The organism is Bacillus sp. NP157 (assembly GCA_018889975.1).
In the GTDB taxonomy this organism is placed as follows: domain Bacteria; phylum Pseudomonadota; class Gammaproteobacteria; order Xanthomonadales; family Rhodanobacteraceae; genus Luteibacter.
Genome location: CP076546.1, coordinates 4,629,095 through 4,654,145 on the forward strand (window position 1 = coordinate 4,629,095; position 25,051 = coordinate 4,654,145).

General features: G+C 68.5%; 18 protein-coding genes. 13 read left to right on the top strand and 5 right to left on the bottom strand.

Annotated elements, in window-relative coordinates; genetic code table 11:
- Positions 1-3: 3 nt before the first annotated feature.
- The 3 genes from KPL74_20960 (at position 4) to KPL74_20970 (ending at position 3,905) form a co-directional block, all read left to right on the top strand.
- Positions 4-1,383 carry an HlyD family efflux transporter periplasmic adaptor subunit gene (locus tag KPL74_20960; GenBank protein ID QWT20202.1) on the top strand — a complete coding sequence of 460 codons (1,380 nt, stop codon included), beginning with the start codon at positions 4-6 and terminating at the stop codon, positions 1,381-1,383.
- A 35-nt stretch (positions 1,384-1,418) separates the two neighbouring features.
- Positions 1,419-3,527 carry an HlyD family efflux transporter periplasmic adaptor subunit gene (locus KPL74_20965; GenBank protein ID QWT22645.1) on the top strand — a complete coding sequence of 703 codons (2,109 nt, stop codon included), beginning with the start codon at positions 1,419-1,421 and terminating at the stop codon, positions 3,525-3,527.
- A 105-nt stretch (positions 3,528-3,632) separates the two neighbouring features.
- Positions 3,633-3,905, top strand: coding sequence for a DUF908 domain-containing protein (locus KPL74_20970; GenBank protein QWT20203.1), 273 nt, complete (start codon positions 3,633-3,635; stop codon positions 3,903-3,905).
- Positions 3,906-3,977: 72 nt separating this feature from the next.
- Here the strand turns inward: KPL74_20970 and KPL74_20975 are convergent, their stop codons facing one another.
- Positions 3,978-4,232 carry a CsbD family protein gene (locus tag KPL74_20975; GenBank protein QWT20204.1) on the bottom strand — a complete coding sequence of 85 codons (255 nt, stop codon included), beginning with the start codon at positions 4,230-4,232 and terminating at the stop codon, positions 3,978-3,980.
- 335 nt (positions 4,233-4,567) lie between these two features.
- On the opposite strand from KPL74_20975, the gene KPL74_20980 reads away from it, so the two are divergent.
- The 5 genes from KPL74_20980 (at position 4,568) to KPL74_21000 (ending at position 11,034) form a co-directional block, all read left to right on the top strand.
- Complete coding sequence (locus KPL74_20980; protein ID QWT20205.1) at positions 4,568-6,988, top strand: DUF5110 domain-containing protein; 2,421 nt, start codon at positions 4,568-4,570, stop codon at positions 6,986-6,988.
- 152 nt (positions 6,989-7,140) lie between these two features.
- Complete coding sequence (locus tag KPL74_20985) at positions 7,141-8,022, top strand: hypothetical protein (protein QWT20206.1); 882 nt, start codon at positions 7,141-7,143, stop codon at positions 8,020-8,022.
- Positions 8,019-9,170 (top strand): ABC transporter permease, encoded by a 1,152-nt coding sequence (locus KPL74_20990; GenBank protein ID QWT20207.1) that lies wholly within the window; start codon positions 8,019-8,021, stop codon positions 9,168-9,170. Before KPL74_20985 ends, KPL74_20990 begins: the two co-directional genes overlap by 4 nt.
- Positions 9,167-10,195, top strand: coding sequence for an ABC transporter ATP-binding protein (locus tag KPL74_20995; protein ID QWT20208.1), 1,029 nt, complete (start codon positions 9,167-9,169; stop codon positions 10,193-10,195). The genes KPL74_20990 and KPL74_20995 overlap by 4 nt, the downstream gene beginning before the upstream one ends.
- Entirely contained in the window at positions 10,192-11,034 is an 843-nt protein-coding gene (locus tag KPL74_21000; GenBank protein ID QWT20209.1) for an ABC transporter permease, read from the top strand. Before KPL74_20995 ends, KPL74_21000 begins: the two co-directional genes overlap by 4 nt.
- Before the next feature lie 55 nt (positions 11,035-11,089).
- Here KPL74_21000 and KPL74_21005 read toward each other — a convergent pair whose 3' ends face one another.
- Complete coding sequence (locus KPL74_21005; GenBank protein ID QWT20210.1) at positions 11,090-13,135, bottom strand: M13 family metallopeptidase; 2,046 nt, start codon at positions 13,133-13,135, stop codon at positions 11,090-11,092.
- A 1,314-nt stretch (positions 13,136-14,449) separates the two neighbouring features.
- Between KPL74_21005 and KPL74_21010 the strand changes: the two genes are divergently transcribed.
- The 3 genes from KPL74_21010 (at position 14,450) to KPL74_21020 (ending at position 18,808) form a co-directional block, all read left to right on the top strand.
- Positions 14,450-15,226, top strand: a complete 777-nt coding sequence (locus KPL74_21010; GenBank protein ID QWT20211.1) for an iron-containing redox enzyme family protein — start codon at positions 14,450-14,452, stop codon at positions 15,224-15,226.
- Between the two features lie 58 nt (positions 15,227-15,284).
- Positions 15,285-18,032 carry an EAL domain-containing protein gene (locus tag KPL74_21015; protein QWT20212.1) on the top strand — a complete coding sequence of 916 codons (2,748 nt, stop codon included), beginning with the start codon at positions 15,285-15,287 and terminating at the stop codon, positions 18,030-18,032.
- A 101-nt stretch (positions 18,033-18,133) separates the two neighbouring features.
- Complete coding sequence (locus KPL74_21020; GenBank protein QWT20213.1) at positions 18,134-18,808, top strand: HAD family hydrolase; 675 nt, start codon at positions 18,134-18,136, stop codon at positions 18,806-18,808.
- Between the two features lie 9 nt (positions 18,809-18,817).
- On the opposite strand, the gene KPL74_21025 is transcribed toward KPL74_21020, so the two are convergent.
- Both KPL74_21025 and KPL74_21030 read right to left on the bottom strand, forming a co-directional pair.
- The gene (locus KPL74_21025; protein ID QWT20214.1) at positions 18,818-19,201 is read right to left on the bottom strand and encodes a YraN family protein; all 384 of its coding nucleotides are present in this window, start codon (positions 19,199-19,201) and stop codon (positions 18,818-18,820) included.
- A 35-nt stretch (positions 19,202-19,236) separates the two neighbouring features.
- Positions 19,237-21,042 carry a penicillin-binding protein activator gene (locus KPL74_21030; protein QWT20215.1) on the bottom strand — a complete coding sequence of 602 codons (1,806 nt, stop codon included), beginning with the start codon at positions 21,040-21,042 and terminating at the stop codon, positions 19,237-19,239.
- Between the two features lie 248 nt (positions 21,043-21,290).
- Here KPL74_21030 and KPL74_21035 point away from each other — a divergent pair, with 248 nt between their 5' ends.
- Both KPL74_21035 and KPL74_21040 read left to right on the top strand, forming a co-directional pair.
- A complete protein-coding gene (locus KPL74_21035) occupies positions 21,291-22,619 on the top strand; it encodes an ABC transporter permease (protein ID QWT20216.1) in 1,329 nt (442 codons plus the stop codon).
- Positions 22,620-22,629: 10 nt separating this feature from the next.
- Complete coding sequence (locus KPL74_21040) at positions 22,630-23,841, top strand: FtsX-like permease family protein (GenBank protein ID QWT20217.1); 1,212 nt, start codon at positions 22,630-22,632, stop codon at positions 23,839-23,841.
- A gap of 115 nt (positions 23,842-23,956) precedes the next feature.
- Here KPL74_21040 and rsmI read toward each other — a convergent pair whose 3' ends face one another.
- Complete coding sequence (gene rsmI, locus KPL74_21045; protein QWT20218.1) at positions 23,957-24,784, bottom strand: 16S rRNA (cytidine(1402)-2'-O)-methyltransferase; 828 nt, start codon at positions 24,782-24,784, stop codon at positions 23,957-23,959.
- Positions 24,785-25,051: the final 267 nt, after the last annotated feature.

Sequence of the window (25,051 nt, forward strand, 5' to 3'; positions counted from 1 at the left end):
CGAATGAGTGCCCAACCCGGCAACGCCGCTGCCGCCGCGTCGCGGTTCTACGCGCTGGCCGCGCGCACCGAGGCGGCGACCAACGCCGCCGAGCTCGGCTTCGTCGCCTGCAACGACACCCGCCTGCTGGTCGACTATCGCCAGGCCGCGCTGGTCGCCTTGTCGGCCGCGCGTCCGCCGCGACTGGCCGCGCATTCCGGCCTTGCCGACGCCGACCCGAATACGCCTTACGCGCTGTGGCTGTCCAGCGTCACGCGCAGGATCGCCACGCAGTGCACCGAGCTGCCCGCGGCCGCGCGCGTGTTGCCGCTGTCGCCGGAGATGCTCGGCGACGAACTCGCCGCGGGCTGGGCCGAGTGGTTCCCCGCGCACGTGTGGGTGCTGCCGCTGGCCGGCCCGGACGGCACGCCCGCGGCCCTGCTGTTCCTCGGCCGCGACGACCCATGGCCGACGACGCTGACCGCCGACGACGCCGAATACGCGTTGCTGCAGATCGCCGGCCTGTACGGCTATGCGTGGTGGTCGCTGGTGGCACGTCCCTCGCGCGTGCAGCGCGTGTGGCAGGCCGCGACGCGTGGGCACCGCCTGCGCTACATCCTCGTCGGCCTGCTCGTGCTGCTGCTCCTGCCCGTGCGCGAATACACCCTGGTGCCGGCCGAGATCATCTCGACGCACAGCCAGGTGATCGCCTCGCCACGCGAAGGCGTGATCCGGCGCATGGTGGTGCTGCCGAACGCCTCGGTGAAGTCGGGCCAGGTGCTGGCCGAGCTGGACGACACCACGCTGCGCAACAAGCTCGCCGTGGCCCAGGCCGAACTGGCCACCGCCAATGTCGAGATGCACCAGGCCGCGCAGCAGGCGATCGAAAACCAGAACGCCAAAGCCGACCTCGGCATGGCCGAAGGCAAGCTGCACGAGCGCGAGGTCGACGTCGCCTCGCTGCAGCGTGAAGTGCAGAAGCTGGAGATCCGCGCACCGGTGGACGGCGTGTTTGTTTACTCAGATCCGGATGACTGGGCCGGCCGTCCGGTGCAGACCGGCGAACGGATCGGCCTGCTCGCCGATCCGCGCACGCTGGGCGTACGCGCGTGGGCACCGGTCGGCGAGCCGACCAACCTCGAAGACGGCGCGCCGATGACCGTGTTCCTGAAGGTCGCGCCGCTCAGCCCGGTGGATGCCCGTCTCGACTACGCCGGCTACCAGCCGGTGGAAGCGCCGAATGGCGTCGCCAGCTACGTGCTGCGCGGCACGATCGCCGGCGACCATGCCGCCGCGCGCATCGGCCTGCAGGGCACCGCGCGTGTCTCCGGTCGCTGGAGCGTGCTCGGTTACCTGATGCTGCGCCGTCCGCTCGCCACCGTGCGGGCCTGGCTCGGCCTTTGAACGCGACGGCCACGGCCGAAGGCCACGCGACCGGCATGCCGATGCCGGCCGCGCCGCCGCCGTGGCCGGCGCTGCGCGACGAGCTGAAGATCCACCCGGCCGGGCGCAACCGCGACGGCTCGCCGGCGTGGCATATCGCCGACCCCGTGCGTAACCAGTTTTTCCGCATCGGCTGGCTGGAGTTCGAGATCCTGCAGCACTGGGGCCTCGCCGATCCGGAACGGATCGCCGAGGCGATCGGCACGAGCACGACGCTGGCGCCCGAGCCGGAAGACGTCGTCGAGTTCGCCCTGTTCCTCAAGCAACAGCAGTTGCTGCGCAACGCGCAGATGAAGCCACCCGGCTCGGTATTGCACTGGCTGTTGCAGAACTACCTGTTCATCCGCGTGCCGCTGGTCCGGCCCGAGCGTTTCCTGCGCAAGGCGTTGCCGTTCGTGCAGTGGATGTTCGGTGCGCGTTTCCTGGTGGCGACGCTGGTCGCCGCGCTGGTCGGCCTGGTCTTCGCCGCCCGCCAGTGGGACCTGGTCGAAGCCAACCTGCGCGGGGCGATGAGCTGGGATGGCGTGTTCGCCTTCGCTGGCGCGCTGGTCTTCTCCAAGTGCTGGCATGAGTTCGGCCACGCCTTCATGGCCACCCGCTACGGCGTGCGCGTCGGCCACATGGGGGTGGCGCTGCTGGTGATGTGGCCGATGGCGTACACCGACACCGGCGAGAGCTGGAAGCTGGAGCGTTCGCAGCGCCGCCTCGCGATCGCCTCCGCGGGCGTGATGGCGGAACTGGTACTCGCCGCGTGGTGCACGCTGCTGTGGTCGTTCGCGCCGGAGGGTAACTTCCGCAACGCGCTGTTCTTCCTCGGCACCACCGCGTGGGTGTTGACCATCGCGGTGAACGCGAGCCCGTTCATGCGCTTCGATGGTTACTTCATCCTCGCCGATGCGATCGACTACCCCGGCCTGCACGAGCGTGCCGGCCGCTGGGCCAAGCGTTGGGTGCGGCGCACCTTCCTCGGCATCGAAGACCCGCGTCCGGATGCCGTAACGCGCCCGTTCGCCGCCTTCCTTACCGGCTTCGCGTTCACCACGTGGCTATACCGCCTGACCCTGTTCGTCGGCATCGCGGTCGTGGTGTACCACGCGTTCTTCAAGGCCATGGGCCTTGTCCTGTTCCTCGTTGAAATCGTGACGTTCGTGGTGAGACCCATGCAGCATGAAGTACGGGTGTGGTGGCATCGCCGCGCCGAGATCCGCTGGAACGTCGCCCGTCGCTGGCTGGCCGGGCTGCTCGTGCTCGGCGTGGTCCTGCTGGTGCCGTGGTCGGGCACCGTCCGCGGCGACGGCGTGATCGAGGCCGGATTCGAACAACCGGTCTTCACCCCGTTCCCGGCCCAGCTCGATCGCGTGCTGGTCCACGAAGGGCAGGTAGTGAAGAAGGGCGATGCCCTGTTCGACCTCACCGCACCGGCGCCGCAGGACGATGGCGCGAAGGCCAATGCCTTGCGCGACGCCTACGAGGCCACCGCACGCGGCGCCGCCGGGCTGGAACGCGACGGTGTCGCCAAGCAGGTCATTGCCGACCGGATGGCCGACCAGTACAACGTGCAGCAGCTGGCCAGTGCCGCCGAATTGCATCGCCTGCGCCTGGTCGCCGCCGCCGACAGCGTCGTGCGCGATCTCGACCCCACCTTCCAGGCCGGCAGCTGGGTCTCGCCCGGCGCACGCATGGCCACGCTTGTGGGTGGCACGCACTGGCGGGTAGAAGCGCTGGTGCCCGAATCCGATCGCGCACGGCTCGCCGTGGGCAGCGAGGCTACGGTTTATCCGAAGGGTGCGTCGTCGCCACTGCACGGCAAGGTCGTGACCGTCGACGATGGCGCGCTGGAACACCTGCCTAACGTGGCCCTGGCGAAAGAGCACGGCGGCCCGATTCCGTTGAACCCCACGGCTCCCGCGAAGGAGCTGCGACCGGCCTCCGTGTGGTATCGCGTGCGCATCGAAGGGGAGGGCGAGGGCCCGGCGAATGGCGTCACGGCGGCGCAACTGGCCTCCGTGCACATCGTCGGCAAACGCGAGAGCCTCGGCCGGCGCTGGATCGACAGCGCGCTGTTGATCCTGCTGCAGCAGACCGGCCTCGGCAAAGACGGCTGAACGAATCCCAAAGCGCGAGCGCGAGGCACGCAAGTTGGCCAAACGTCTCAATCCCAAGCGTCAAACGGTTTGTTAGCGTGCGCCCTTCGTCCGAAGGAGCACACCATGGAAACGAACTGGCAGGGGCTCGCGTCGTCGGCTGGCGCGGAGGCATCGGCACACGAGCTGTTCAACGAAGCCGCCGAGTGGCTGAATTTTTCCCGCGGCACGGGCCAGCTACTGGCTGACCTGGTCCACGACGCCGAAGAAGTCGATTGCGAGCTGATGGCGGTCGCGCTGGAGACGCTGGCGGCACTGACCCAGCGTGGCGCGGACTGCCTGGCACGGGGCCACGGCCTGATCCAGTGGGAACGGGCGCAGGCGCTTGGGATCAACTAGACGAAAAACGTCGGCGGCCCCGGGGCACGCCGACGTTTGTCTGCGCTATCGCTGCTTTCCTGCCGGAACGACTTAGTCGCGGCGGGCGATCAGCAGGCCGACGAGGATGCCGACGCCGAAGCCGCTGAGCACGGCGGCGAGCGGACGGTGGGCGACCTGGTCGCGCACGGTGTCGACGGCATCGCCAGCAGCCTGCTGGACGCGACCGGCGGTCTCGCGGACGGCACCCTCGGCTTCGAGGTCGTGCTGGCCCGACAGGGCACCGGCGGCGCGCTGCACGCGACCACCGATGGTATTGGCTGCACCGCGGATCTGGTCTTCGTTCATGGGGTTCCTCCTCCGTCGAATTGACCTGGCCAAGGTGCCCTGCGGGAAGTGCAGGAACCGGCAATTCGGCGTCAAGTGAACGCCTTCACCCTCAATCCATGCCGCAACGCGTCATACTGGTTCACCTCTGGTTTTGAAGAAGGGGTGCTCCCGCCCATGGAAGCCAAGAAAGACCGTCCGTCCCAGCCCGGCGCCGCGGCCTGGCCGGAAGCCACGATCGAGCGCGGCCCGGTCCGCTTTACCGTGCTGACCCCCGGCTGGTCCGGCTGGAATGGAGCCACGACGGCGATTTCCGCGATATCCGCACCCAGGTGGTGGTGCACCGGGCGCTGGACGTGCCGCCCTTCCACATCGACGAAGACGACACCACCCTCGAAGTGGACACCGGCCTGCTGCGCCTGCGCTACACGAAAGACAGCGGTCCGTTCACGGCGGATAACCTCTCGATCCAGCTCCGCGGCCCCGGCGAGGAGGCCACCTGGCATCCCGGCGACGTGCAGAAGCACAACCTGGGCGGCACCTACCGCACCCTCGACCGCTACGATGGCGACACCTGGCAGGACGGCAGCAAGCTGCCGCTCGAGGAAGGCCTGATCGCGCGCGATGGCTGGCACCTGGTCGACGATTCGAAGGGTTTCGGCATCGGCGACGACGGCTGGGTGGCCGAGGCGCCGGAAGGCGATCGGCAGGACTGGTATTTCTTCGGCTACGGCCACGATTTCCGTGCCGCGCTGGCCGACTTCGCCGCGATCGCCGGCCCGCAGCCGATCCCGCCGCGTTTCGTCTTCGGCTACTGGTGGTCGCGCTACTGGAACTACTCCGACGAGGAACTGCGCACGCTGGGCGCGCGCTTCGAGAAGGAGCGCATCCCGCTGGACGTGCTGGTGCTGGACATGGACTGGCACACCACGCCGGGCCTGTCCCTGCGCCCCGGCCACGAGCACCACGACGTATTCGGCGAGCAATCCGGCTGGACCGGCTACACCTTCAACCGCAGCCTGTTCCCCGACCCCCGCGCGTTCATGCAATGGGCGCACGGCGAGAACCTGCGGATCACCCTGAACCTGCACCCGGCCTCCGGGGTGATGCCGCACGAAGAGAAGTACGAGGCGATGGCGAAAGCGCTGTCGTGGGATACCTCGACGAAGGCGCCGGTGCCGTTCGAAGGCGCCTCGCAGCCCTACATGCGCGCCCTGTTCGACACCATCCTGATCCCGCTGCAACGGGACGGCGTGGATTTCTGGTGGCTGGACTGGCAGCAGTGGAAGGAGTCGAAGGCGTACCCCGGGCTGTCCAACACGTGGTGGCTCAACCATGTGTTCTTCACCGAGATGCAGCGCGAAGACGATCGGCGTGGCTTGATCTACCACCGTTGGGGCGGGCTGGGTAACCACCGTTACCCGATCGGGTTCTCCGGCGACAGCGTGATCAGCTGGACCTCGCTGGCCTTCCAGCCGCACTTCACCGCGATGGCGTCGAACGTGTTGTACGGCTACTGGAGCCACGACATCGGCGGGCACACCTTCGACAAGAAGATCCCGCGGCCGGAGCGTCACCTGGAGCCGGAGTTGTATGCGCGCTGGATGCAGCTGGGCGTGTTCTCGCCGGTGCTGCGCACGCACTCGGCGAAGGAAGCCAGCCTGCACAAGGAACCCTGGCACTTCGGGCCGCCGTACGGCGACGCGGTGTTCGCGGCGATCCGCCTGCGTTACCAGCTCGCGCCGTACATCTACGTGGCCGCGCGCCATGCGTACGACACCGGCCAGTCGATCGTGCGGCCGATGTACTACCACTGGCCCGAGCACGAAGAGGCTTACACGCATCCCGCGCAGTACATGTTCGGCAACGACATCCTCGTGGCACCGGTGACCACGCCGGTGGGTGCGGACGGCACGGCCAGCTTCCCGGTCTGGCTGCCGCCGGGCATGTGGTATAGCCGCGACGGCGCCGAGGCGTTCGAGGGCGGCAGGATGCTCGAGCGCTCGTACACGCTGGAAGAAATCCCCATCTTCGTGCGTCCAGGCAGCGTGGTTCCGCTGTATCCGGAAGGCATGCGCAACCTCGCCACCGTGCCGGATACGCTGATCCTGCAGGTGTTCCCGGGCGAGGAAGGTTCCACCGCGTTGTACGACGACGACGGCGCCTCGCAGGGTTACCAGCGCGGCGAGTTCGCCCGCACCAGCGTGCGCAGCCGCCGCGGCGACCGCGCGCATCGCGTGCACATCGACGCGATGGAAGGCGACTACAAGGGCCGGCCGACGACGCGTAGCTATGTCGTGGAGCTGCTCGACGCAGGTATCCCCGACAGCGTCGAGGTGAACGGCGAAGCGCTGCCGTACAGCGCCGAGCCCGCGCCGCGTACGTGGCTGTTCGACACCGCGACGCTATCCATCCGGGTCGACCTCGGGCCGCGACCGGTCAGCCGCACCCAGGACATCGTGGCCCGCTTCGTCCCCGAACACGCCATGCCGCGCGGCCTGTTGCACCGCATGCGCCGTGCAGCGGATGCGGTCACCTACCTCAAGCAGGTGTGGGGCGACATCTCGGCCCTGCCCGACGACGTCGACCTCGCCGGACAGACGGCACGCGTGCTCGCCTACGCCGTCGAAAACGGCGACGACGCCGGCCGCGCCCAACGTTTCAGCGACGCCGTACGCGCCTTCGAATCCCGCTTCATCGGCCTTCCCGCCAGCGTCGACGCCACCCCCATCGACGACGCCTTCAAACGCACCTTCACCGACCTGCTAGGACGGTAGCGGTGTCCTGTAGGAGCGCGCCCGCGCGCGACATCTTTTCGCGAAAACCCCCACATGCTGTCAATCCAACACATGGATTGATGCCGGATGATGGGGCGTCACGAAAACCCATCGCGCGCAGGCGCGCTCCTACAGTGATTGCGTTGCTTCTTTTGTTCCTCCTAACCACCACCACCCAGGCCCAGACCCAACCCCCCGTCCGCGTCGGCTCCAAAGCCGACAACGAAGGCGCCTTCCTCGGCCAGGTGGTGTTGCAGGTGTTGCAGAACGCGCACATCCCCGTCGTCGATCGCACCCAGCTGGGCCCGACCTCGATCGTCCGCCGCGCCTTGCTCGGTGGCGACCTCGATGTCTATCCCGAATACACCGGCAACGCGGCGTTTTTCTTCCACCGCGAAACCGACCCCTCGTTCCGCGACGCAGCCAAGGCCTATGCACTGGCCGCCTCGCTCGACCGTGTGAACCACGTGACCTGGCTCACGCCCGCCCCGGCGGATAACCACTGGGCGATCTGCGTGCGCAAGGACATCGCGGCGGCCAACCGCCTGGCTTCGCTGCCCGATTTCGCACGCTGGGTGAATGCTCGAGGCGACGTGCTGCTGGCGGGTTCGGCGGAGTTCGTCGAAAGCGACGCGGCCTTGCCCGCGTTCCAGCGGGCCTACGGCTTCACCCTGAAGGGCGATCAGCTGCTGGTGCTGGCCGGGGGCGACACCTCGGCGACGATCAAGGCCGCGGCCGAAGGGATCACCGGCGTCAACGCCAGCATGGTCTACTCCACCGACGGTGCCATCGCGGTGACCGGCCTGGTGGTGCTGGACGATCCAAAGCACGTGGAGATGGTCTACCAGCCGGCACCGGTGGTGCGTGACGAGGTGTTGCAACGCTATCCGGCGATGCGCGGCGCATTGCAGGCCGCGTTCGCGCCGTTGACCGTAGAGCGCCTGCGTGCATTGAATGCGCGGACGCAGATCAACGGGGAAGAGGCGTCGAAGGTGGCGGCGGATTACCTGCGCGGGGAGGGCTTGGTCAAGTGAGCGTCTCGGCAAACGTGGCTTACGCGCAGGACACCGATCGACACGGCGCGGCTTGGCTGCCGGTCGCGGTGCTGTGCGCGCTGGGCCTGCTCGGTGCGCTCGCGTTCTCGTTCCTGCACATCGCACCGAATCGCCTCCTGAGCGGCTCGCCCGCGAGCGTGCACTGGTTACCGTTGGGACTGGCATGGCTGGCGATGGCGGCCGCGGGGTTCTATCGCGGCGGCGTTGCCTGCGCATTGCTGCTCACCATCGGCCTGCCGTTCCTCGCGGCGCACGACGCCACCGTCGCGCTCGCGCATGCCGCGGCGACCACGCGCGTGCAGCTCGGCGCAGGCTTCTGGACGATGTGGCTGGCCGCGGCCTTGCTGCTGCTCGACCAGCTGCGCGGGGTAAGCATGGCCGCGCGGATCGGCGCATGGTTGCTGGTCGCGGCGAGCTTCATCGCCGGCGCGCTGGCAGGCGTGTTCGACAGCCTCGCCCTGGTCCGCGAATGGCGCGCCCAGCGCGGCGCCTTCGCCGACGCGTTGCTGACCCACGTCAGCCTGTCGCTGGCGACCCTCGGCATCGCCCTGGTGGTCGGCGCACCGCTTGGCTATCTCGCATGGCGCCGGCGTCGTACCGGCGGCTCCATGCTCGGCGTATTGGCTTTCCTGCAGACCGTGCCGTCGCTGGCGCTGTTCGCCCTGCTGATCGGCCCATTCGCGTGGCTCGCACGGCAATGGCCCTGGCTGGGTTCGCTCGGCTTCGGCGGCACCGGTGCCGCGCCGGCCGTCTTCGCGCTCGTGCTGTACGCGTTGTTGCCGGTGGTCCGCTACACGATGACCGGCCTTGAAGCGGTGCCCGACGATACGCGTGAAGCGGCCCGTGGCCTCGGCATGACGCGCGGGCAGCTGCTGCTACGCGTGCAGTTGCCGCTGGGCTGGCCGGTGCTGCTCGCCGGGCTGCGCATCGTCGCCGTGCAGACCATCGGACTGACCGCGGTGGCCGCGCTGATCGGCGCCGGTGGCCTCGGTCGCTTCGTCTTCCTCGGCATCGGCCAGGGCGCCACCGACATGGTCCTGCTCGGCACGCTCGCGATCATCGTGCTGGCGCTCGCCGCCGACTTCATCTTCCAGGCCCTGGTGGCCGCCACCGGACGCCGCGCATGATCGAGTTCGACCACGTCCACAAGGGCTTCGGCGACCACGTGGTGATCGACGACCTTTCGCTACGCGTGGACGACGGCGAATTCTTCGTGCTGGTCGGCCCATCGGGCTCGGGCAAGTCGACCTTGCTACGCACGGTGAACCGCCTGGTCCACGTCGATCGCGGCCGCGTGCTGGTCAACGGCAAGGACGTCGCGACCCAGCCGATCGAAGCCCTGCGCCGCACGATCGGCTACGCGATCCAGTCGGTCGGCCTGTTCCCGCATCGCACGGTGGCCGAGAACATCGCCACGGTGCCGCGCCTGCTCGGCTGGTCGAAGGCAGACATCGACGCCCGCGTCGCCGAGCTGATCACCCTGCTCAAGCTCGACGAACCCGGCATGGCCGAGCGTTATCCAGACACGCTGTCCGGTGGCCAGGCCCAGCGCGTCGGCGTCGCGCGTGCGCTCGCGGCGCGCCCGTGCATCGTGTTGATGGACGAACCCTTCGGCGCGCTCGATCCGCTTACGCGCGAATCGCTGCAGGCCAGCGTCAAGGCGATCCAGCGCGACACCGGCACGGCGATGCTGTTCGTCACCCACGACATGGACGAAGCCTTCCGCCTCGGCGACCGCGTCGGCCTGATGCTCGACGGCAAGCTCGCCCAGGTCGGCACGCCACTGGAACTGATCCGCGCGCCCGCGAACGAGCGGGTCAACGAATTCGTCGGCGGCACGCGCGCCTACCTGCGCGAACTCGCCGTGCGCCGGGTCAGCGACGTGCTGAAACCCGATCGCCACGACGCCACGCACGACGGCGCGCACGATGCCACCCGCGAGCGCACGAAGCCGGCCACGCACCACGCGACGCACGAGGGCACGCCGCGCGCGGCACACGCCAGCGCGGCCGATACGGACGCCGTCGCCATCCCCGCCGACGCCACGCTGCAGGACGCCCTCGGTGCCATGCTCGCCCAGCGTCGCGACCGTCTCCCCGTCGAGGGTGGCGGCGTCATCCTGCTCGCCGACATCGTGGCCCGGCCGACGTGACCAGGCCACGCCGCACGGACACATTAACCGCAGCCACCGCGACGGCGGGCTCTCCCGTAGGAGCGCGCCCGCGCGCGATCGCAACGCCACCGCATGCCCCAGGTCGCGCAATCGCGTGGCTTGCCCCAACCATCCTTGTCGCGCTCCTGCTCACGCTCCCGCATGCCACCCCGCTTTTCCACGCGTGGTTCCCCGAGGTCACCCACCCGCTGTACTGGCGCACCTCGTTCGCCCAGCTCGCCCTCGCGCACGCGCTGCTGGTGGTCGTCGCCACCGCCATCGCCATCGTCGCCGGCCTCTCGCTCGGCATCCTCGCCACGCGCCCCGCCGGCCGCTCGCTGCTGCCGACCGTGCGTGCCGTCGCCGTGATCGGGCAGACCTTCCCACCCGTGGCCGTGCTCGCCATCGCGGTACCGCTACTCGGCTTCGGCGCCGCGCCGACCCTCCTCGCGCTGGCGCTGTACGGCGTCCTGCCCGTGCTCGGCCAGACCATCGCCGGCCTGCAACAGGTGCCCGCCAGCGCATTGCACGCGGCCGATGGCATGGGTTACGGGCGCTGGCGAAGGCTGTGGGAGGTCGAGCTACCGCTCGCCGCGGGGCCGATCATGGCCGGCGTGAGGCTCTCGGCGATCGTCAGCGTCGGCACGGCGACGATCGGCTCGGCCGTGGGCGCCGCGACGCTGGGTGCGCCGATCGTCGAAGGACTGGTAGGCAACAACACCGCGTACGTCGTCCAGGGCGCACTGCTGGTCGGCGCACTGGCGCTGACGGTAGATAGCGCCCTCGGCACCGTCGAACGCCGCGTTAAACGACACCGCCCCGAACACGGAACGCTGTAGGAGCGCGCCTGCGCGCGATGGGGTTCACGGCGACCCCCATCACGCGCAGGGTGGATTACCAGATCTTCACCCGCTGCTTCGGATCAAGGTAGAGCTTCTGCCCCGCCTTCGGCTGGAACGCGTCGTACCACGCGTCGAGGTTGCGTACCGTCTGCGCGCGGAAGTTGCCCGGGGCATGCACGTCGCCGACGACCTGCTGGCGCAGGGCGGCATCGCGGGTCTTCTCCCGCCAGCTCTGGGCGAAGGCGAGGAAGAAGCGCTGGTCGCCGCTGAGCCCGTCGATCACCGGAGCCGGCTTGCCACCCAGGCTTTCCTTGTAAGCCGCGTAGGCGATGGTCAGGCCGGAGACGTCGGCGATGTTCTCGCCGAGGGTCTGCTGGCCGTTGACGTGCAGGCCGGGCAGGGCTTCGTACTGGTTGAACTGCTCGACCAGGCGCTGGCCCGCATCCTTGAAGTGCTTCTGGTCGGCGTCGGTCCACCAGTTGGCCATGCGGCCCTGGGCATCGAACTCGGCACCGAGGTTGTCGAAGCTGTGGCTGATCTCGTGGCCGATCACCGCACCGATCGAACCGTAGTTCGACGCGGCGTCCGCCTTCGGGTCGAAGAACGGGGCTTCGAGGATCGCCGCCGGGAAGTTCAGCGCGTTCTGCAACGGCAGGTTCACCGCGTTGACCGTCTGCGGCGTCATCCACCACTCGTCGCGATCGACCGGCTTGCCCAGCTTGGCCTTCTGGTGCGCGTACTCGGCGAGCACGGCGCGCTGGTGGTTACCCACGGCATCGTCCGGCTTGATCTCCAGCTTCGAGTAATCGCGCCAGGTGTCCGGATAACCCACGCCGACCTTGATCGTCGCGATCTTCGCCTTGGCCTTCTCGCGCGTCGCCGGGGTCATCCATTCGAGGTTACCGACGCGTTCGTCGAACGCCTTCAGGATGTTCTTGACCATGTCCTGCACTTCCGCGCGCGACGTGGCCGGGAAGTACTTCTTCACGTAGATCTGGCCGACGGCGTCGCCGAGGTCGGCATTGACCCGACCCACGCCACGCTTCCAGCGATCACGCTGCTTCGGCGTGCCGGTCAGCGTCTTGCCGTAGAACTCGAACGACGGTCCGTCGAACTTCTCGCCGAGCAGGCCGTTGGCGTTCTCGTTGATCGCATGGAAGCGCAGCCAGGCCTTCCAGGTATCCAGCGGTTCGCTGCCGACGAGGGCGGCGAACTTCGTCACGGTGGCCGGCTGCCACACGATGAAGGTCGGCTGGTCGTTGAGGCCGGCGGCGGTGAAGTACGCGTTCCAGTCCAGGCCAGGTGCCTTGCTCGCGAACGCGGTACGCGGCCACGGGTTGTTCGCCTTGTGCACGTCTTCGCTGTCGACGATCGAGCCCTGCGCTTCGGCGAGTTTGGTTTCCAGCGCGACGATGGACTTCGCCTCGTCGGCGGCGTTCCTGTCGCCGGCCGCGGCGAGGATCGCCTGCACGTAGGCGGCATACTTCGTGCGCGCCTCGACCATGTCCTTGTCGGTCTTCAGGTAGTAGTCGCGGTTGGGCATGCCCAGGCCGCCCTGCAGCAGGTAGGGGACGTTTTTCGATGGGTCTTCGAGGCCCTGGGCGACGAACAGGCCGAGCAGGTGCTCGGTTTCGAGGTGGGTGGCGTTGATCGGGTCGACGTCGGCGCGCAGCTGGGCACCGAGGGCGGTGGACAGGGCCTGGCGGTCGTTGATCGCGGCGATCCTGTCGAGCGCGGGCTGCAGGGGCTTGAGGCCGGCCTTTTCGATGGCGGCCTGGTCCATGAAGGCTTTGTAGTAGTCGGCGATCAGGCGTTCGTTGCTACCTGCGGCGGCCTTGCCGTCGCCGGCGGCCTTGATGAGGTCGGCGTTGCGTTGTTCGGCTTTCTGGAAGACCTGCAGGAAGATGCCGGTGCTGGCGCGGTCGGCGGGGATCTGTGCGGTCTTGAGCCAGCCGCCGTTGGCGTACTGGTTGAAGTCGTCGCCGGGTTGGACGGCGTGGTCGATGCCTTTGAGGTCGATGCCGGAGGGTGCGCCGGCGGCGAGGGCGCTGGTGGCGAGGCCGCAGGCGATGGCCGCGGCGAGGATCCTGGTGACCATGGCGGGTTTCTCGTGGTGGTGGGCGCCCACGATAAGCCCGCAAGGGCTGCGCCGCGCCCATGACGTATGGCACGGGCGGGGGAAGCGGTTGCCGCTTCGCGGCCATGCCCGACGGCCTCCGGCCGAATTACCACGGCCTTCGGCCGAACCGCCGCCCCTGTACGCGCCTGCGCGCGATGGCTGGCCGCGCGGCGCTCGGGCGTGGTCGCAGGACAGCCCTCGGTGCCTACCCTCGCTGCTCAAACAGCGTTCTGGCGTGCGACAGGGAGGGGCTGCTCCGCAGCCCGTTTCCTCATTTGGCCTACGGCCGCGCACCGGGTGCCGGGCGGAGGTTCTTGATTCGGCATCCTGCCTCAACAAGAACGGCCGGCCATCGTGGCCGGCCCCCTTCGGGCTTTTCCCGCCCGGCCCCCTCGCCGCCACGAACTCGCCTCGAGGGTAGGCACCGAGGGCTGTCTTCATCGTTGCCGCGAGATTTGTGCGTCGGAGCGCGCCTGCGTGCGAACCGACTGCTTCGCTACGGGCGAATGAGGCCATGCCTTCGTGCAGGCCAGCGGTTCATCCGGCGACAGCGTTGTTCGTGGGTCATCGGCAGCGGGTTCGGTGTGGGTCGACGCCATTGAGCTACGACGCGGGAAAGCCGGGGCATGTCTTCGATGTGGTTTGAAGGCGCCTGGTCGGTTGGGTGAATCAGGTTGCTGCATCACCGCGCTGTTGGCTGTTCGCGCGCAGGCACGCTCCTACAAGAGCCTGCGCTGCGTCGGGGATGCCGGTGGCGCGGCTGTCCCACCCAGCTCACGGCAAGAATGAAGAGAGCCCTCGGTGCCTACCCTCGAGGCGAGTTCGTGGCGGCGAGGGGGCCGGGCGGAAGAAGCCCGCAGGGGGCCGGCCACGATGGCCGGCCGTTTCTGCCGAGACAGGAGTCGAGTCAGAAACCTCCGCCCGGCACCCGGTGCGCGGCCGTAGGCCAATGAGAAAACGGGCTGCGGAGCAGCCCCTCCTTCTCGCACGCCAGAACGCTGTCTGAGCAGCGAGGGTAGGCACCGAGGGCTGTCCTGCGTGCAGGTACGAGCGCCGCGCGGACCCAATCGCGCGCAGGCGCGCTCCTACAGGGGCGGCGGTGCGGCCGGAGGCCGTGAAGGCATGCGCCGCAACGCGGCGAACCGCTTCATCAGCAAGCGTTTGCAAATCGACAAGTGTGAAGGGCCCATGTGCGCTAATGACCGCCTGGCCCCGCAACGGAGCCAGGGGGCGGGCCGCGGGTCGCCCGGGCTCGCCCAGCACACTCACTTGGCAGCTGATGGAGAAACACAAATGAATGCACGTTTTGAACTGACCGGCCCGCAGATGGACATCGCCAGCTATCCGACCTGGGCACAGGACATGGTCACGTCCTGTGAGGATGCACGGCACGCGATCGTTCGCCACGACATGTGGAACCACATGACCGCGGCAACCTTGGACCCCGAAGCCACCCGCAACTTCATGGTGGGGGTCTGGCCAGTCATCGAACGCTTCCCGGGCTACATGGCCCATAGCCTGCTCAAGACCCGCTTCGGCCGCAGCCCCGGCGACGACCTCGCCCGGCGCTGGCTCGTCCGCAACATCCGCGTCGAACAGAACCACGCGGAGTACTGGCTGAACTGGGCCGAATCCGCAGGCGTGTCGCGCGCCGACGTCCTCTCGGCCGAGCCGCCCAAGGGCAGCCAGGCCCTGGCCGACTGGTGCGAGGAGGTCAGCCGCAACGACTCCCTCGCGGCCGGCATCGCGGCAACCAACTACGCGGTGGAAGGGGCGACCGGGGATTGGTCGCAGATCGTCTATGAAAGCAGCACCTACGCGGAGAGTTTGCCGATTACCGGCCGCAAAGCCGGGCTCCGCTGGCTTCAGCTTCACGCCGCTTATGACGATACCCATCCGTGGGAAGCGCTCGAGATCGTCTGCACCCTCCTCGGGACCAACCCCCCCGTGGACCAGGTGGAGCACATCAAGGAGTGCGTCCGTCGCAGCTACGTCAGCATGAGCATCACGCTTGACCGCTGCATGGACGTGGTCGGCTCGTATCGCACCTTGAGCGAGGTGGCCGCGTAAGTCGCAAATTGGGAGCAGGTAGCGCACTATCGGCCCCGGAACGGGAATCCAGTACACGATGCACCGCGTTGAGGCCAGTCACCTGCAACCGCTCACCAGGCGCCTCCGGCCCCTGGCGTACGCGCTTGCGGCTGGTGCGGTGTTCGTCCTGGCCCTGACCTGGGTGGCGCTACAGACCCAGGTGACTCTCGCCGGTTTCCTCAACGGCGAGAGTCTCTGGTCCAAGGCGCAGAAACAGTCGGTGATCGACATCGACGCCTATGCCGCCTCGGGCCGGCGCGAAGACCTTGAGAGTTTTCGCAGGAACTACGCCGTACTGATGGCCGACCGCTGGGCGCGCGACGCGATCGCCAGCGGCGACTACGACAAGACCGAAGTGCAGGACGCCTTCGCCCGGGGTGGGGTCATCCCGGAGGCGATCCCCGGCATGGTCTTCATCTTCGACCACTTCAGCCAGTTGCCCTACGTCCGCGAGGCCATCACCGAATGGCGTTCCGTGGATGCCAGCCTGGTCGCGCTGGAAGACGAGGCCGACCGCCTGGAACACGCCTACGACGCCGGTGCCGCCGACCCGGCCACCGTCCGTGCCGCGCGTGAGCGCATCGCCATGCTCAACCAGTACATCGAGCCGCGTGCCAAGGCGTTCTCGCTGGACATCGCCAACGGCGCCTCGTGGCTGGGCCGGGTGCTGTTCTTTACCGTGCTCGGGGTGGCCTTCCTGGTCGCCCTGCTGTGGATCCGCTTCGCCCGCCGCGTGCTGGCCGGCATCCGTGGTACCGAGGAGCGTTACAGCCTGCTGTTCGACAGCGCGGCGGACGCAATCTTCATGGTCGACGAGGCGACCGGCACCATCCTCGATGCGAACAATCGCGCCGCCGAGTGGACCGGCTGGCCGCGCTCGGACCTGCTCGGCCTGCCGCTGTCCAGCCTGTTCCTGGAAGGCTCGGCGCATTCCGGGGTGGGCGTGCTGCGCGCCGCCGAAGGGGCCACGCGCCCGGTGGAGACCCAGAGCAGCCTCGTGGTCTGGGGCCAGCAGCAGGTCTGCCAGGCGATCGTCCGCGACATTTCCGACCGCGTGGCGATGGAGCAGGAACGCAAGATCGCCGCGGAAGCGCTGGCCAGCATCGCGGAAGGCGTGATCATCGCCGACGCCGATCGCCGCGTGACCACGACCAATGCCGCGCACGCCAAGCTCACCGGCATGTCGCTGCACAAGCTGCGCAACCAGCAGTTCGACGCGACGCGTACGCTGCCGGACGGGCGTCCGCTGCCGCAGTCGCTGTGGGACGACATCGCCGCTGGCGATAACTGGCTGGGCGAAGTGGAAAGCCGGCGAGCCGATGGCAGCGTCTATCCGGAGCTGATGAGCATCAGCAGCATCCGTGACGCCGAGGGCCGTCCGCAGCACTACGTCGCCGTGGTCTCCGACATCACCGCGCGCAAGGCCGACCGCCAGCGCCTGCATCACCTGGCCACGCACGATCCGCTCACCGGGCTGGTCACGCGCGCGGAATTCGAGCGCCGCTGTGCCGAAGCGATCACCCGTGCGGCGCATGCGCGCGGTGCCGCGGTCGTGTTGTTCATCGACCTGGATGCGTTCAAGGTCGTCAACGACAGTTACAGCCATGCCACCGGCGATGCGTTGCTGATGCGCGTGGCCGAGCGGATCCGTGCGCTGATCTCGCCGCATGACGTCGCCGGCCGCATCGGTGGCGATGAATTCACCGTGTTGCTGTCCGACCTGCGTTCGCGCGAGGAAGCGCTGGTGGTGGCCGAGGCCCTGCTTGCGGCGATGGCGCGGCCGTTCGACCTCGGCGATTACGAACTGTTCGTCTCGGCCAGCATCGGCATCGCCGGTTACCCGCTGGATGGCAACGACCCGGTGACCCTGATCGCCAATGCCGACGCGGCGATGTACGTGGCCAAGACCGAAGAGCGCAATGCGCTACGGTTCTACACGCCGAAGATGCACGCGGACGCCCGTCGTCGCCTGAAGCTTGCGGCGGAACTGCGCCAGGCGCTGCAGCGTAACGAATTCCACCTCGTGTACCAGCCCAGCGTGGAAATGAAGAGCGGCCGGATCGTCGCGGTGGAAGCGCTGATTCGCTGGCGCCATCCGGAACGCGGCCTGATCCCGCCGGACGAGTTCATCCCGATCGCGGAGAGCCTCGGCCTGATCCGCCAGATCGACCAGTGGGTGATGCAGACGGCCTGCGAACAGCTGCGTTACTGGGACGAAGCACGCCTGCCGTCGTTGCGCATGGCGGTGAACGTGTCCGCCAGCACCTTCGGCCATCCGGAATTCCTTGCGAGCATCGGCCAGGCCCTGCTCGCCAGCGGTATCTCGTCCAAGCGGCTGCTGGTGGAGCTCACCGAAAGCGCGATCCTGCGCATGGGCGAGGACACCGAGCGCGCGATGCTGGCCCTGCATAACCTCGGCGTGGCCGTCGCCATCGACGACTTCGGCACCGGCTATTCCTCGCTGGCGTACCTGAAGCTGCCGGCCGTGGCTTACCTGAAGATCGATCGCTCGTTCGTCACCGGCCTGCCGGCCAACAGCAACGACGTGGCGATTACCGAAGCCATGGTCGCCATCGCCCGCAGCCTGGGGCTGCACACGGTGGCCGAAGGCATCGAAACCGAGCAGCAGCACGAGTTCCTGCTGCGCGCCGGCTGCCAGGAAGGGCAGGGCTACCTCTACTCACGGCCGATCGCGCCGGAAGAAATCGAGCGCCTGCTGGCCCCGCGGCCCAACGCCTCCAGCCCGACCAAGCATCTCAGCCTGGTTCCCCCGCGCCGCGCCTGAGCCGCCCCGCGGCATCCACCCATACAAGACACCACCCCCACCTACAGAACACCCTAAAGCCCCCCATATGTAGGGACACCGTTCCCGTGCAAGGATCCCCCGTGTCCACCCGCGACCCCATCGTGTTCCTGTTCGACGTCGATAACACCCTGATCGACAACGACCGTTTCAGCGCCGACCTCGCCGCGCAGCTGGAACAGCGCTTCGGCAAGGAAGGCCGCGAGCGCTACAACGCCATCGACAAGGACATCCGCGCCCAGGTCGGCTATGCCGACTACCTCGGCGTGCTGCAGCGCCTCCGCGGCCAGCAGAGCAGCCCCGACTTCATGCAGATGTCGTTCTTCCTGCTCGACTACCCCTTCGACGAGCGCCGCTTCCCTGGCGTGCTGGAAGCCATCGACCACCTGCGCACGCTCGGCCGGCCGGTGATCATGTCCGACGGCGACACCGTGTTCCAGCCGCGCAAGATCCGCCGCGCCGGGCTGTGGGATGCGTTCCGCGGCGACGTGCTGATCTACGTGCACAAGGAAGAGATGCTCGACGACATGCAGGCGAAGTACCCCGCCGACCATTACGTCATGGTCGACGACAAGCCGCGCATCCTCGTCGCGATGAAGAAGCTGCTGGGCGACCGTGTCACCACGGTGTTCGTCAGGCAGGGGCACTACGCCGCGGCGGCGGGCAAGGAGCTGGAAGAGACCCCGCCGGATATCACCGTGGCCGGGGTCGGCGAGCTGGCGGCGTTGGGGCGCGAGGTGTTCCTGAGCGCCGCTTGATGGGTGGCGTCAGGGCTCGAACGCGCCGCGGACCCACTCGACGACTTCGCAGCCGATGTCGCCCTCGAACGCGACGACGTCGAACCGGCAGCTGCGCCGGGCATCCCATGGGTTGGCCATCATCCAGATGTGGGCGGCGCTGGACAGGCGCTGGCGCTTGCGTGCGGTGATCGAGCCCACGGCGCCGCCGAACGCGCTGCTGCGTCGGTAGCGCACTTCGACGAAGACGATCGTGTCGCGATCGCGCATCACCAGGTCGATCTCGCCGTGGCGGCAGAGGAAATTGGCGCGGACGAAGCGCAGGCCGCGCGCTTCGAGATAGGCGCGCGCGGCGGTTTCGAAGCGATCTCCGATGGCGCGGCGCGCGGTGGCTTTATGGCTTGTACGGTACACGCGGACTCCGTTCCGCGCCGGGGCAGGGGTGGGTTTTAGCCGCCGCCGCCACTTTCGACGGTCGGCGCGGTCGCCGGCGCTTCGAGTTCAAGGCTACCGGCGACCGGGTGGGCGACGCCGTCAGTGAAACGCGCCCAGATGAGTACGCGTCGGACCCGACCGAACTCATCCGCGACCAACTGGCCGGTGGCGCCGGGCAGGTAGCTGCCGGCGTGGCCACGCATCCAGTCGATGTAGGGGACCAGGCCCCACGCGTCCATGCCGAAGGCGAACAGCCGCGCGGCGACGCCCTTGGTGGCCGGCAGCGACGCGGCGAGGTCGGCGCGGCGCGGCAGGCCCGGCTGGGCATCGAACAGCCACGGTGCGTCGCAGAACTCGACGCCTTCCAGGTCGCGATCCGCGGTGGCGTCGTCGCCGCCGGAATACACATGCGAGGTGGCGAACACCGGCAGGTTGTCCTTGGCCAGGCGCAGCTGTGGCAGCAACAGGCGGGCCTGCTGCGGCTTCATGCTGATGAACACGCCGTTGGTGGCCGGGTCCGCATCGGTCGGTTCGCTGAGCTGCGAGGAGAAGTCGATGCTGTTCGCATCGAGCGTCGCCTGGTTGGCGATGGTGCCGCCACGGGCCTGCCATTCGGCCTTGAAGGCGTTGCCGGCACGGCGGGCGAAGTCGTCGGTGGAGACGATCACGATCGCCGTCTTCATGCCCTTGTCGGCCATGTGGTCGGCGACCTGCGCACCCTCGGTTTCCGGCAGCAGGCCGAACTCGTTCGCACCCGCCGGCGGCAGGCTCTTGCCGTCGCTCGGGTAGTTCAGCGTCAGCATCGGCGCGGGCAGGGCGCCCTTGGCGAAGATCGCCGAGACGCCTTCGCGGTTGAGCGGGCCGACCACGAACTTCGCGCCTTCGGCTACGGCCTTGTCGTAGGCGGCCACGGCGTGCGCCGCATCGTTGCCTGCGTCGTAGACGACGACGTCCGGGCGCGGAGCGTTGGCGTGGGCCGAATCGATGTAATGGGTGAAGAAGCCATCGCGGATGGCGGCGCCGGCGCCGGCGAGCGGACCGCTCAGTGGCAACAGCAGGGCGACCTTGCCGGGCACCTTGTAGCCTTCGCGCACGCCCTGCGCACCGGTCACGGTACCCACGGCCTGGTCGAGCTGGGCTGGGCCGCGGTTCACCGTGCCGAGCTGTGCCTGTGCCTCGGTGACCCACGGACGCATCGGATCGCTGGCCTGCAGCGCATCGCCGCGCTGGCTCAGGCCCGCGCCACCCATGCCGGTCAGCAGGGTGAGGATCTCGCGGCGGTTCTGTTCGCGATCGATGCCGCGCAACTGGCTGTCGAGTTCGACGCGGGTCTGCGCCGCGCTCCACGGATCGCCCGCGGCGGCCTGCGCACGCGCGCGCAGTTCGGCCAGGCGCTGGTCGATCTGCGCCGATACCCGCTGCGCCGGCTTGCCGGTCAGCGACAGGGCCGTGGTCGCATCGTTGTTCTTCAGGGCGATCTCGGCGCGCAGGGCGTCGAAGCGCAGTGCGTCTTCGCCTTCGAGGTGTGAGCGGCGGATGTCGGCGATGGCCGGCGCGGCGCGGTCGAGCGCGCCTTCCTGGCGATACGCCTCACCGGCAAGCAACTTGTAGTAGTCGCGATGTTCCGGATCCTGCTGGGCGAGGCCGAGGTAGGCCTGCGCGGCCTGGTCGAACTGGCCGCGGGTGTACAGCGCCTGCGCGGCCTGGGTGGCTTCACCGCTAGGGCTGTTCGTCTCGGGTCGCGAGCCGCCCTGTGTCACGCAGCCGGCGAGGGCGGCGCTGGTGAGGATGCACAGGGCTGTGGCGCGGATCGATCGCATCGCAAGTTCCTTAGGCGCGGAAGGCGCCGCTCCGGCGCCGAAACGAGGGGATCATAGCTGATCGACTTGCGAGGCCCACGTGAGCCGGCTGTCCGGGCGCGCCGCGCGGGCGGACACCGTTATTGTCCGCGGACACCCGCGGGCCTCCGCCCACCCCGCGGGTAAGTTGCTGATCCCCCAGCCTGTAGCCCTCTCACCGTGGTTTGGCCCGTCTCTTGCTGCAAGGGGCAGGGAGCTTCAGGGAGGGAATGACGGGGATGTTGGGTTACTACTTCGAACTGGCCGTGCGCAGCCTGCGGCGCAATCCCGTGCTGACGGGCCTCATGGTGCTGGCGATCGCCGTCGGCATCGGTACGAGCATGACGACGCTGACGGTGATGCACCTGCTGTCGGGCGACCCTTTGCCTGGCCGTAGCGGCCATCTGTTCTATCCGCAGGTGGCCCCCGACCCGACCCGCACGGCGCAGACCCATCCCGCCGAGGTGATGGACTACCGCTCGGCGATGGACCTGTGGAGCGCGAAGCGCGCCGACCGCCAGGCGATCATCGTGCACAGCGAGCTGAAGGTGCGCGCGCCGGGCACGAACCTGCCGCCGCTGATGGAGCCGATGCTTTCGACGACGACGGATTTCTTCGCGATGTTCGACGTGCCGTTCGAATACGGCGGGGCGTGGACGGCCGAAGACGACGAGAAACATGCCCGGGTCGTGGTGATCTCCTCCAACCTCAACCACAAGCTTTTCCGCGGCGAGAACAGCGTCGGCCGCACGCTGCACCTGGCCAATACCGATGTGCGCATCGTCGGCGTGCTCAAGCCGTGGCGGCCGTCGCCGCTGTTCTATAGCGTGCACGGCGGCCGCTTCGCCATGGGCGACACCGCGGATTTCTATAGCGCGCCGGAAGACGTCATGACCCCGTTCCAGTCGGGGCTGGAGATCAACGACGGCCACTTCCAGCAGTTCACCTGCTGGCAGCTGCCCGATACGCCGGGCCACCTGCAGAACGCGCCGTGCCTGTGGGTATGGCTGTGGGTGCAGATCGACGATAGCGCGAAGGTGGACGACTACCGGCGTTTCGTCGCCGGCTACGCCGAGCAGCAGAAGGCCATGGGTCGCTTCACCCAGTCGCTCACCGACCTGCCTTCGCTGATGGAATGGATGCAGACCAATCGCGTGGTCCCGGGCGACGTGCGCCTGCAGACCTGGCTGGCGTTCGCCTTCCTCGCCATCTGCCTGTGCAATTCGATCGGCCTGATGCTGGCCAAGTTCCTGCGCCGCAGCGGCGACTACGGCGTGCGCCGTGCGCTGGGTGCGACGCGTGGCGCGGTGATCACGCAGTGCCTGGTCGAGGCGGGCGTGATCGGCCTCGCCGGTGGCCTGGTTGGCTGGCTGTTTACCCTGGCCGGGCTGTGGCTGGTCCGCCAGCAGGACGTGGCCTACGCCGACCTGGTCCACCTGGATCCGGCGATGTTCCTGGTGACCTTCGTGCTGGCCGTCGTGGTCAGCCTGGTAGCTGGCGCACTGCCTGCCGTGCGCGCGGGCGGTGTCGCCCCGGGCCTGCAACTGAAGACGCTGTGAGGACGACACCATGACCGTGCACCCGATCCTCGCCGCCCTGCGTCATCACCGGCTCGCCACCACGCTCATCGTCCTGCAGATCGCGCTCGCCTGCGCGGTGATGTGCAACGCCTGTTCGCTGATCGCCGCGCGCTGGCAAGCCATGCAGATCGTCAGCGGCGTCGACGAGTCGTCGCTCGGCGTCATCTATCTGTCCGGCTATGAGCCGGCGCAAGCCAACGACCTGGATGCGCGCATGCTCGAAGGCCTGCGCGCGATCCCGGGCGTCACGGCGGTGAACCAGGTCAACACCGTGCCGTTCGGCCCGCACGCGGGTACCGCTGGCATCACCCTCGATGCCGAAGGCAAGCAGCACGGCGGCGTGGTCGACTTCTACCTCGGCACCCGGGGCACGCTCGAATCCATGGGGGTGAAGCTGATCGAGGGACGCCTGCCCACGGCGGAGGAATACCGTCCGTCGAAAGACTTCGTGCCGGAGGAGGCCAGCGTGCTGGTGACCCGCTCGATGGCCAACCACATGTGGCCCGGAGCCGGCGCGCTGGGCCAGGAGTTCTGGATCGACCACTACCACTTCCGCGTGATCGGCGTGCTCGAGCACCTGTCGATCCCGGGGCCCGCGGCGCGTGGGCCGGAGGAGGCGGACTGGTCCGCGTTCATTCCCACGCTGTCCGGTCCGGCGATTTCGGGCAATTACATGTTGCGTGCCGCGCCGTCGGACATGCCGCGGGTGATGCACCAGGCCCGCGATGCGGTGGCGAAGATCGCGCCGGACGCGGTGTTGAATCGCGAGATCAGCCTGTCAGTGCCGGAGCTGCGCAACCAGCGCTTCGCCGGCGACAAGGCGATGATGGGCATCCTCGTCGGCATCATCGTGGCGCTGCTGCTGGTGACCGCGCTGGGCATCGTCGGCCTGGCCAGCTTCTGGGTCGCCCGCCGGCGCAAGCAGATCGGCATCCGCCGCGCGATCGGCGCCACGCGCCGCGACATCCTGCATTACTTCCAGCTGGAGAACTTCGCCATCGTCAGCATGGGTGTCGTCATCGGCGGCGTGCTCGCCTACGCGATCAGCATCCTGTTGATGATGTACCACGAGGTACCGCTGCTACCGCCGTGGTACTTCGTCGCCGGCGCCGCGGTGCTGTGGCTGCTGGGGCAACTGTCCGTGCTCGGCCCGGCCCTGCGCGCCGCCGCCGTCCCGCCCGTCGTCGCCACCCGCGGATAAACCGCCCGTCGTCGCCCGTGGATAAACCACCTGTAGGAGCGCGCCTGCGCGCGAATAGCCAACCGGCCCATTTCGCCGAAACCGGCCCGTTGGTTTTTCGCGCGCAGGCGCGCTCCTACTGTCCGTAGAGCGCCTTCCGCGGCGCTCCCGTGATCGCCGCCGCGAGCTTGGCCGCCTTCGCCGGCGGCAGCTCGTCCTTAAGAATGCCGAACACCCGTAGCCCTTCGGCCAGCTTCTCATCCTCGCCCGCCTCGCGGCCGGCGACCATCACCACGAACTCGCCCTTTTGCTGGTTCGCGTCGGCGGCGACGGTGCCGACCAGTTCGCCCAGCGGAGCGCCGAGCACGGTCTCGAACATCTTGGTCAGCTCGCGCGCGACGACGGCTTCGCGGTCGGCGCCGAAGACGTCACGCATGTCTTCCAGGCATTCGAGGATGCGGTGCGAGGATTCATAGAAGATCGCCGTGCGTGATTCACCGGCGAGCTCGGCCAGGCGCGCACGACGCGCACCGGCCTTGGCCGGCAGGAAACCCTCGAACACGAAACGGTCGCTGGGCAACCCGGCCACCGACAGCGCCGCGATGACCGCGCTCGGCCCCGGGATCGGACTGACCTTCAGCCCCGCCTGCCGCGCCGCGCGCACAAGCCGGAAACCCGGGTCGCTGATCAGCGGCGTACCCGCATCCGACACCAGCGCCACGTCATCGCCACCCCGCATCCGCTCGACCAGCCCATCCACGGCCGTACGCTCGTTGTGGTCATGCAACGCCACCAGCGGCGTATCGATCCCCAGGTGCTGCAGCAAGGGCCGCGTATGCCGGGTGTCCTCCGCCGCGATCACCGCCACCCGGCGCAGGGTCTCGATCGCCCGCGCACTGATGTCATCGCGATGGCCGATCGGCGTGGCGACGACGTGCAGGATGCCGGTGCGGGAGGTGGGCATGGGGGTGGGGCTCGGTGGGGTGGAGGTGGGGGAGTTTAGTGGGTGTGGGGCGGGGCCTGTGGCCCCTTGGGTTAGGCGGGGCCTTTGGCCCCTTGAGTGAGACGGGGCCGTTGGCCCCTTGAGGAGCGGGAGGGCGTTTCTTGCTCTTACTCGAGCGGCGCAGCCGCGACTCACTCAAGCGAGCGCAGCGAAGCGCCTCACTCAAGCCCGCGCAGCGGGCGCCTCACTCGAGCCCGCGAAAGCGGGCGTCTCACCCAGCCCGCGCGA

Coding starts and splice junctions, on each gene's coding strand:
- KPL74_20995 (QWT20208.1), top strand. CDS start 9,167: ATGATCGAGTTCGACCACGTCCACAAGGGCTTCGGCGACCACGTGGTG.
- KPL74_21035 (QWT20216.1), top strand. CDS start 21,291: ATGACGGGGATGTTGGGTTACTACTTCGAACTGGCCGTGCGCAGCCTG.
- KPL74_21010 (QWT20211.1), top strand. CDS start 14,450: ATGAATGCACGTTTTGAACTGACCGGCCCGCAGATGGACATCGCCAGC.
- rsmI (QWT20218.1), bottom strand. CDS start 24,784: ATGCCCACCTCCCGCACCGGCATCCTGCACGTCGTCGCCACGCCGATC.
- KPL74_20975 (QWT20204.1), bottom strand. CDS start 4,232: ATGAACGAAGACCAGATCCGCGGTGCAGCCAATACCATCGGTGGTCGC.
- KPL74_21015 (QWT20212.1), top strand. CDS start 15,285: ATGCACCGCGTTGAGGCCAGTCACCTGCAACCGCTCACCAGGCGCCTC.
- KPL74_21040 (QWT20217.1), top strand. CDS start 22,630: ATGACCGTGCACCCGATCCTCGCCGCCCTGCGTCATCACCGGCTCGCC.
- KPL74_20960 (QWT20202.1), top strand. CDS start 4: ATGAGTGCCCAACCCGGCAACGCCGCTGCCGCCGCGTCGCGGTTCTAC.
- KPL74_21005 (QWT20210.1), bottom strand. CDS start 13,135: ATGGTCACCAGGATCCTCGCCGCGGCCATCGCCTGCGGCCTCGCCACC.
- KPL74_20965 (QWT22645.1), top strand. CDS start 1,419: ATGCCGATGCCGGCCGCGCCGCCGCCGTGGCCGGCGCTGCGCGACGAG.
- KPL74_20970 (QWT20203.1), top strand. CDS start 3,633: ATGGAAACGAACTGGCAGGGGCTCGCGTCGTCGGCTGGCGCGGAGGCA.
- KPL74_21030 (QWT20215.1), bottom strand. CDS start 21,042: ATGCGATCGATCCGCGCCACAGCCCTGTGCATCCTCACCAGCGCCGCC.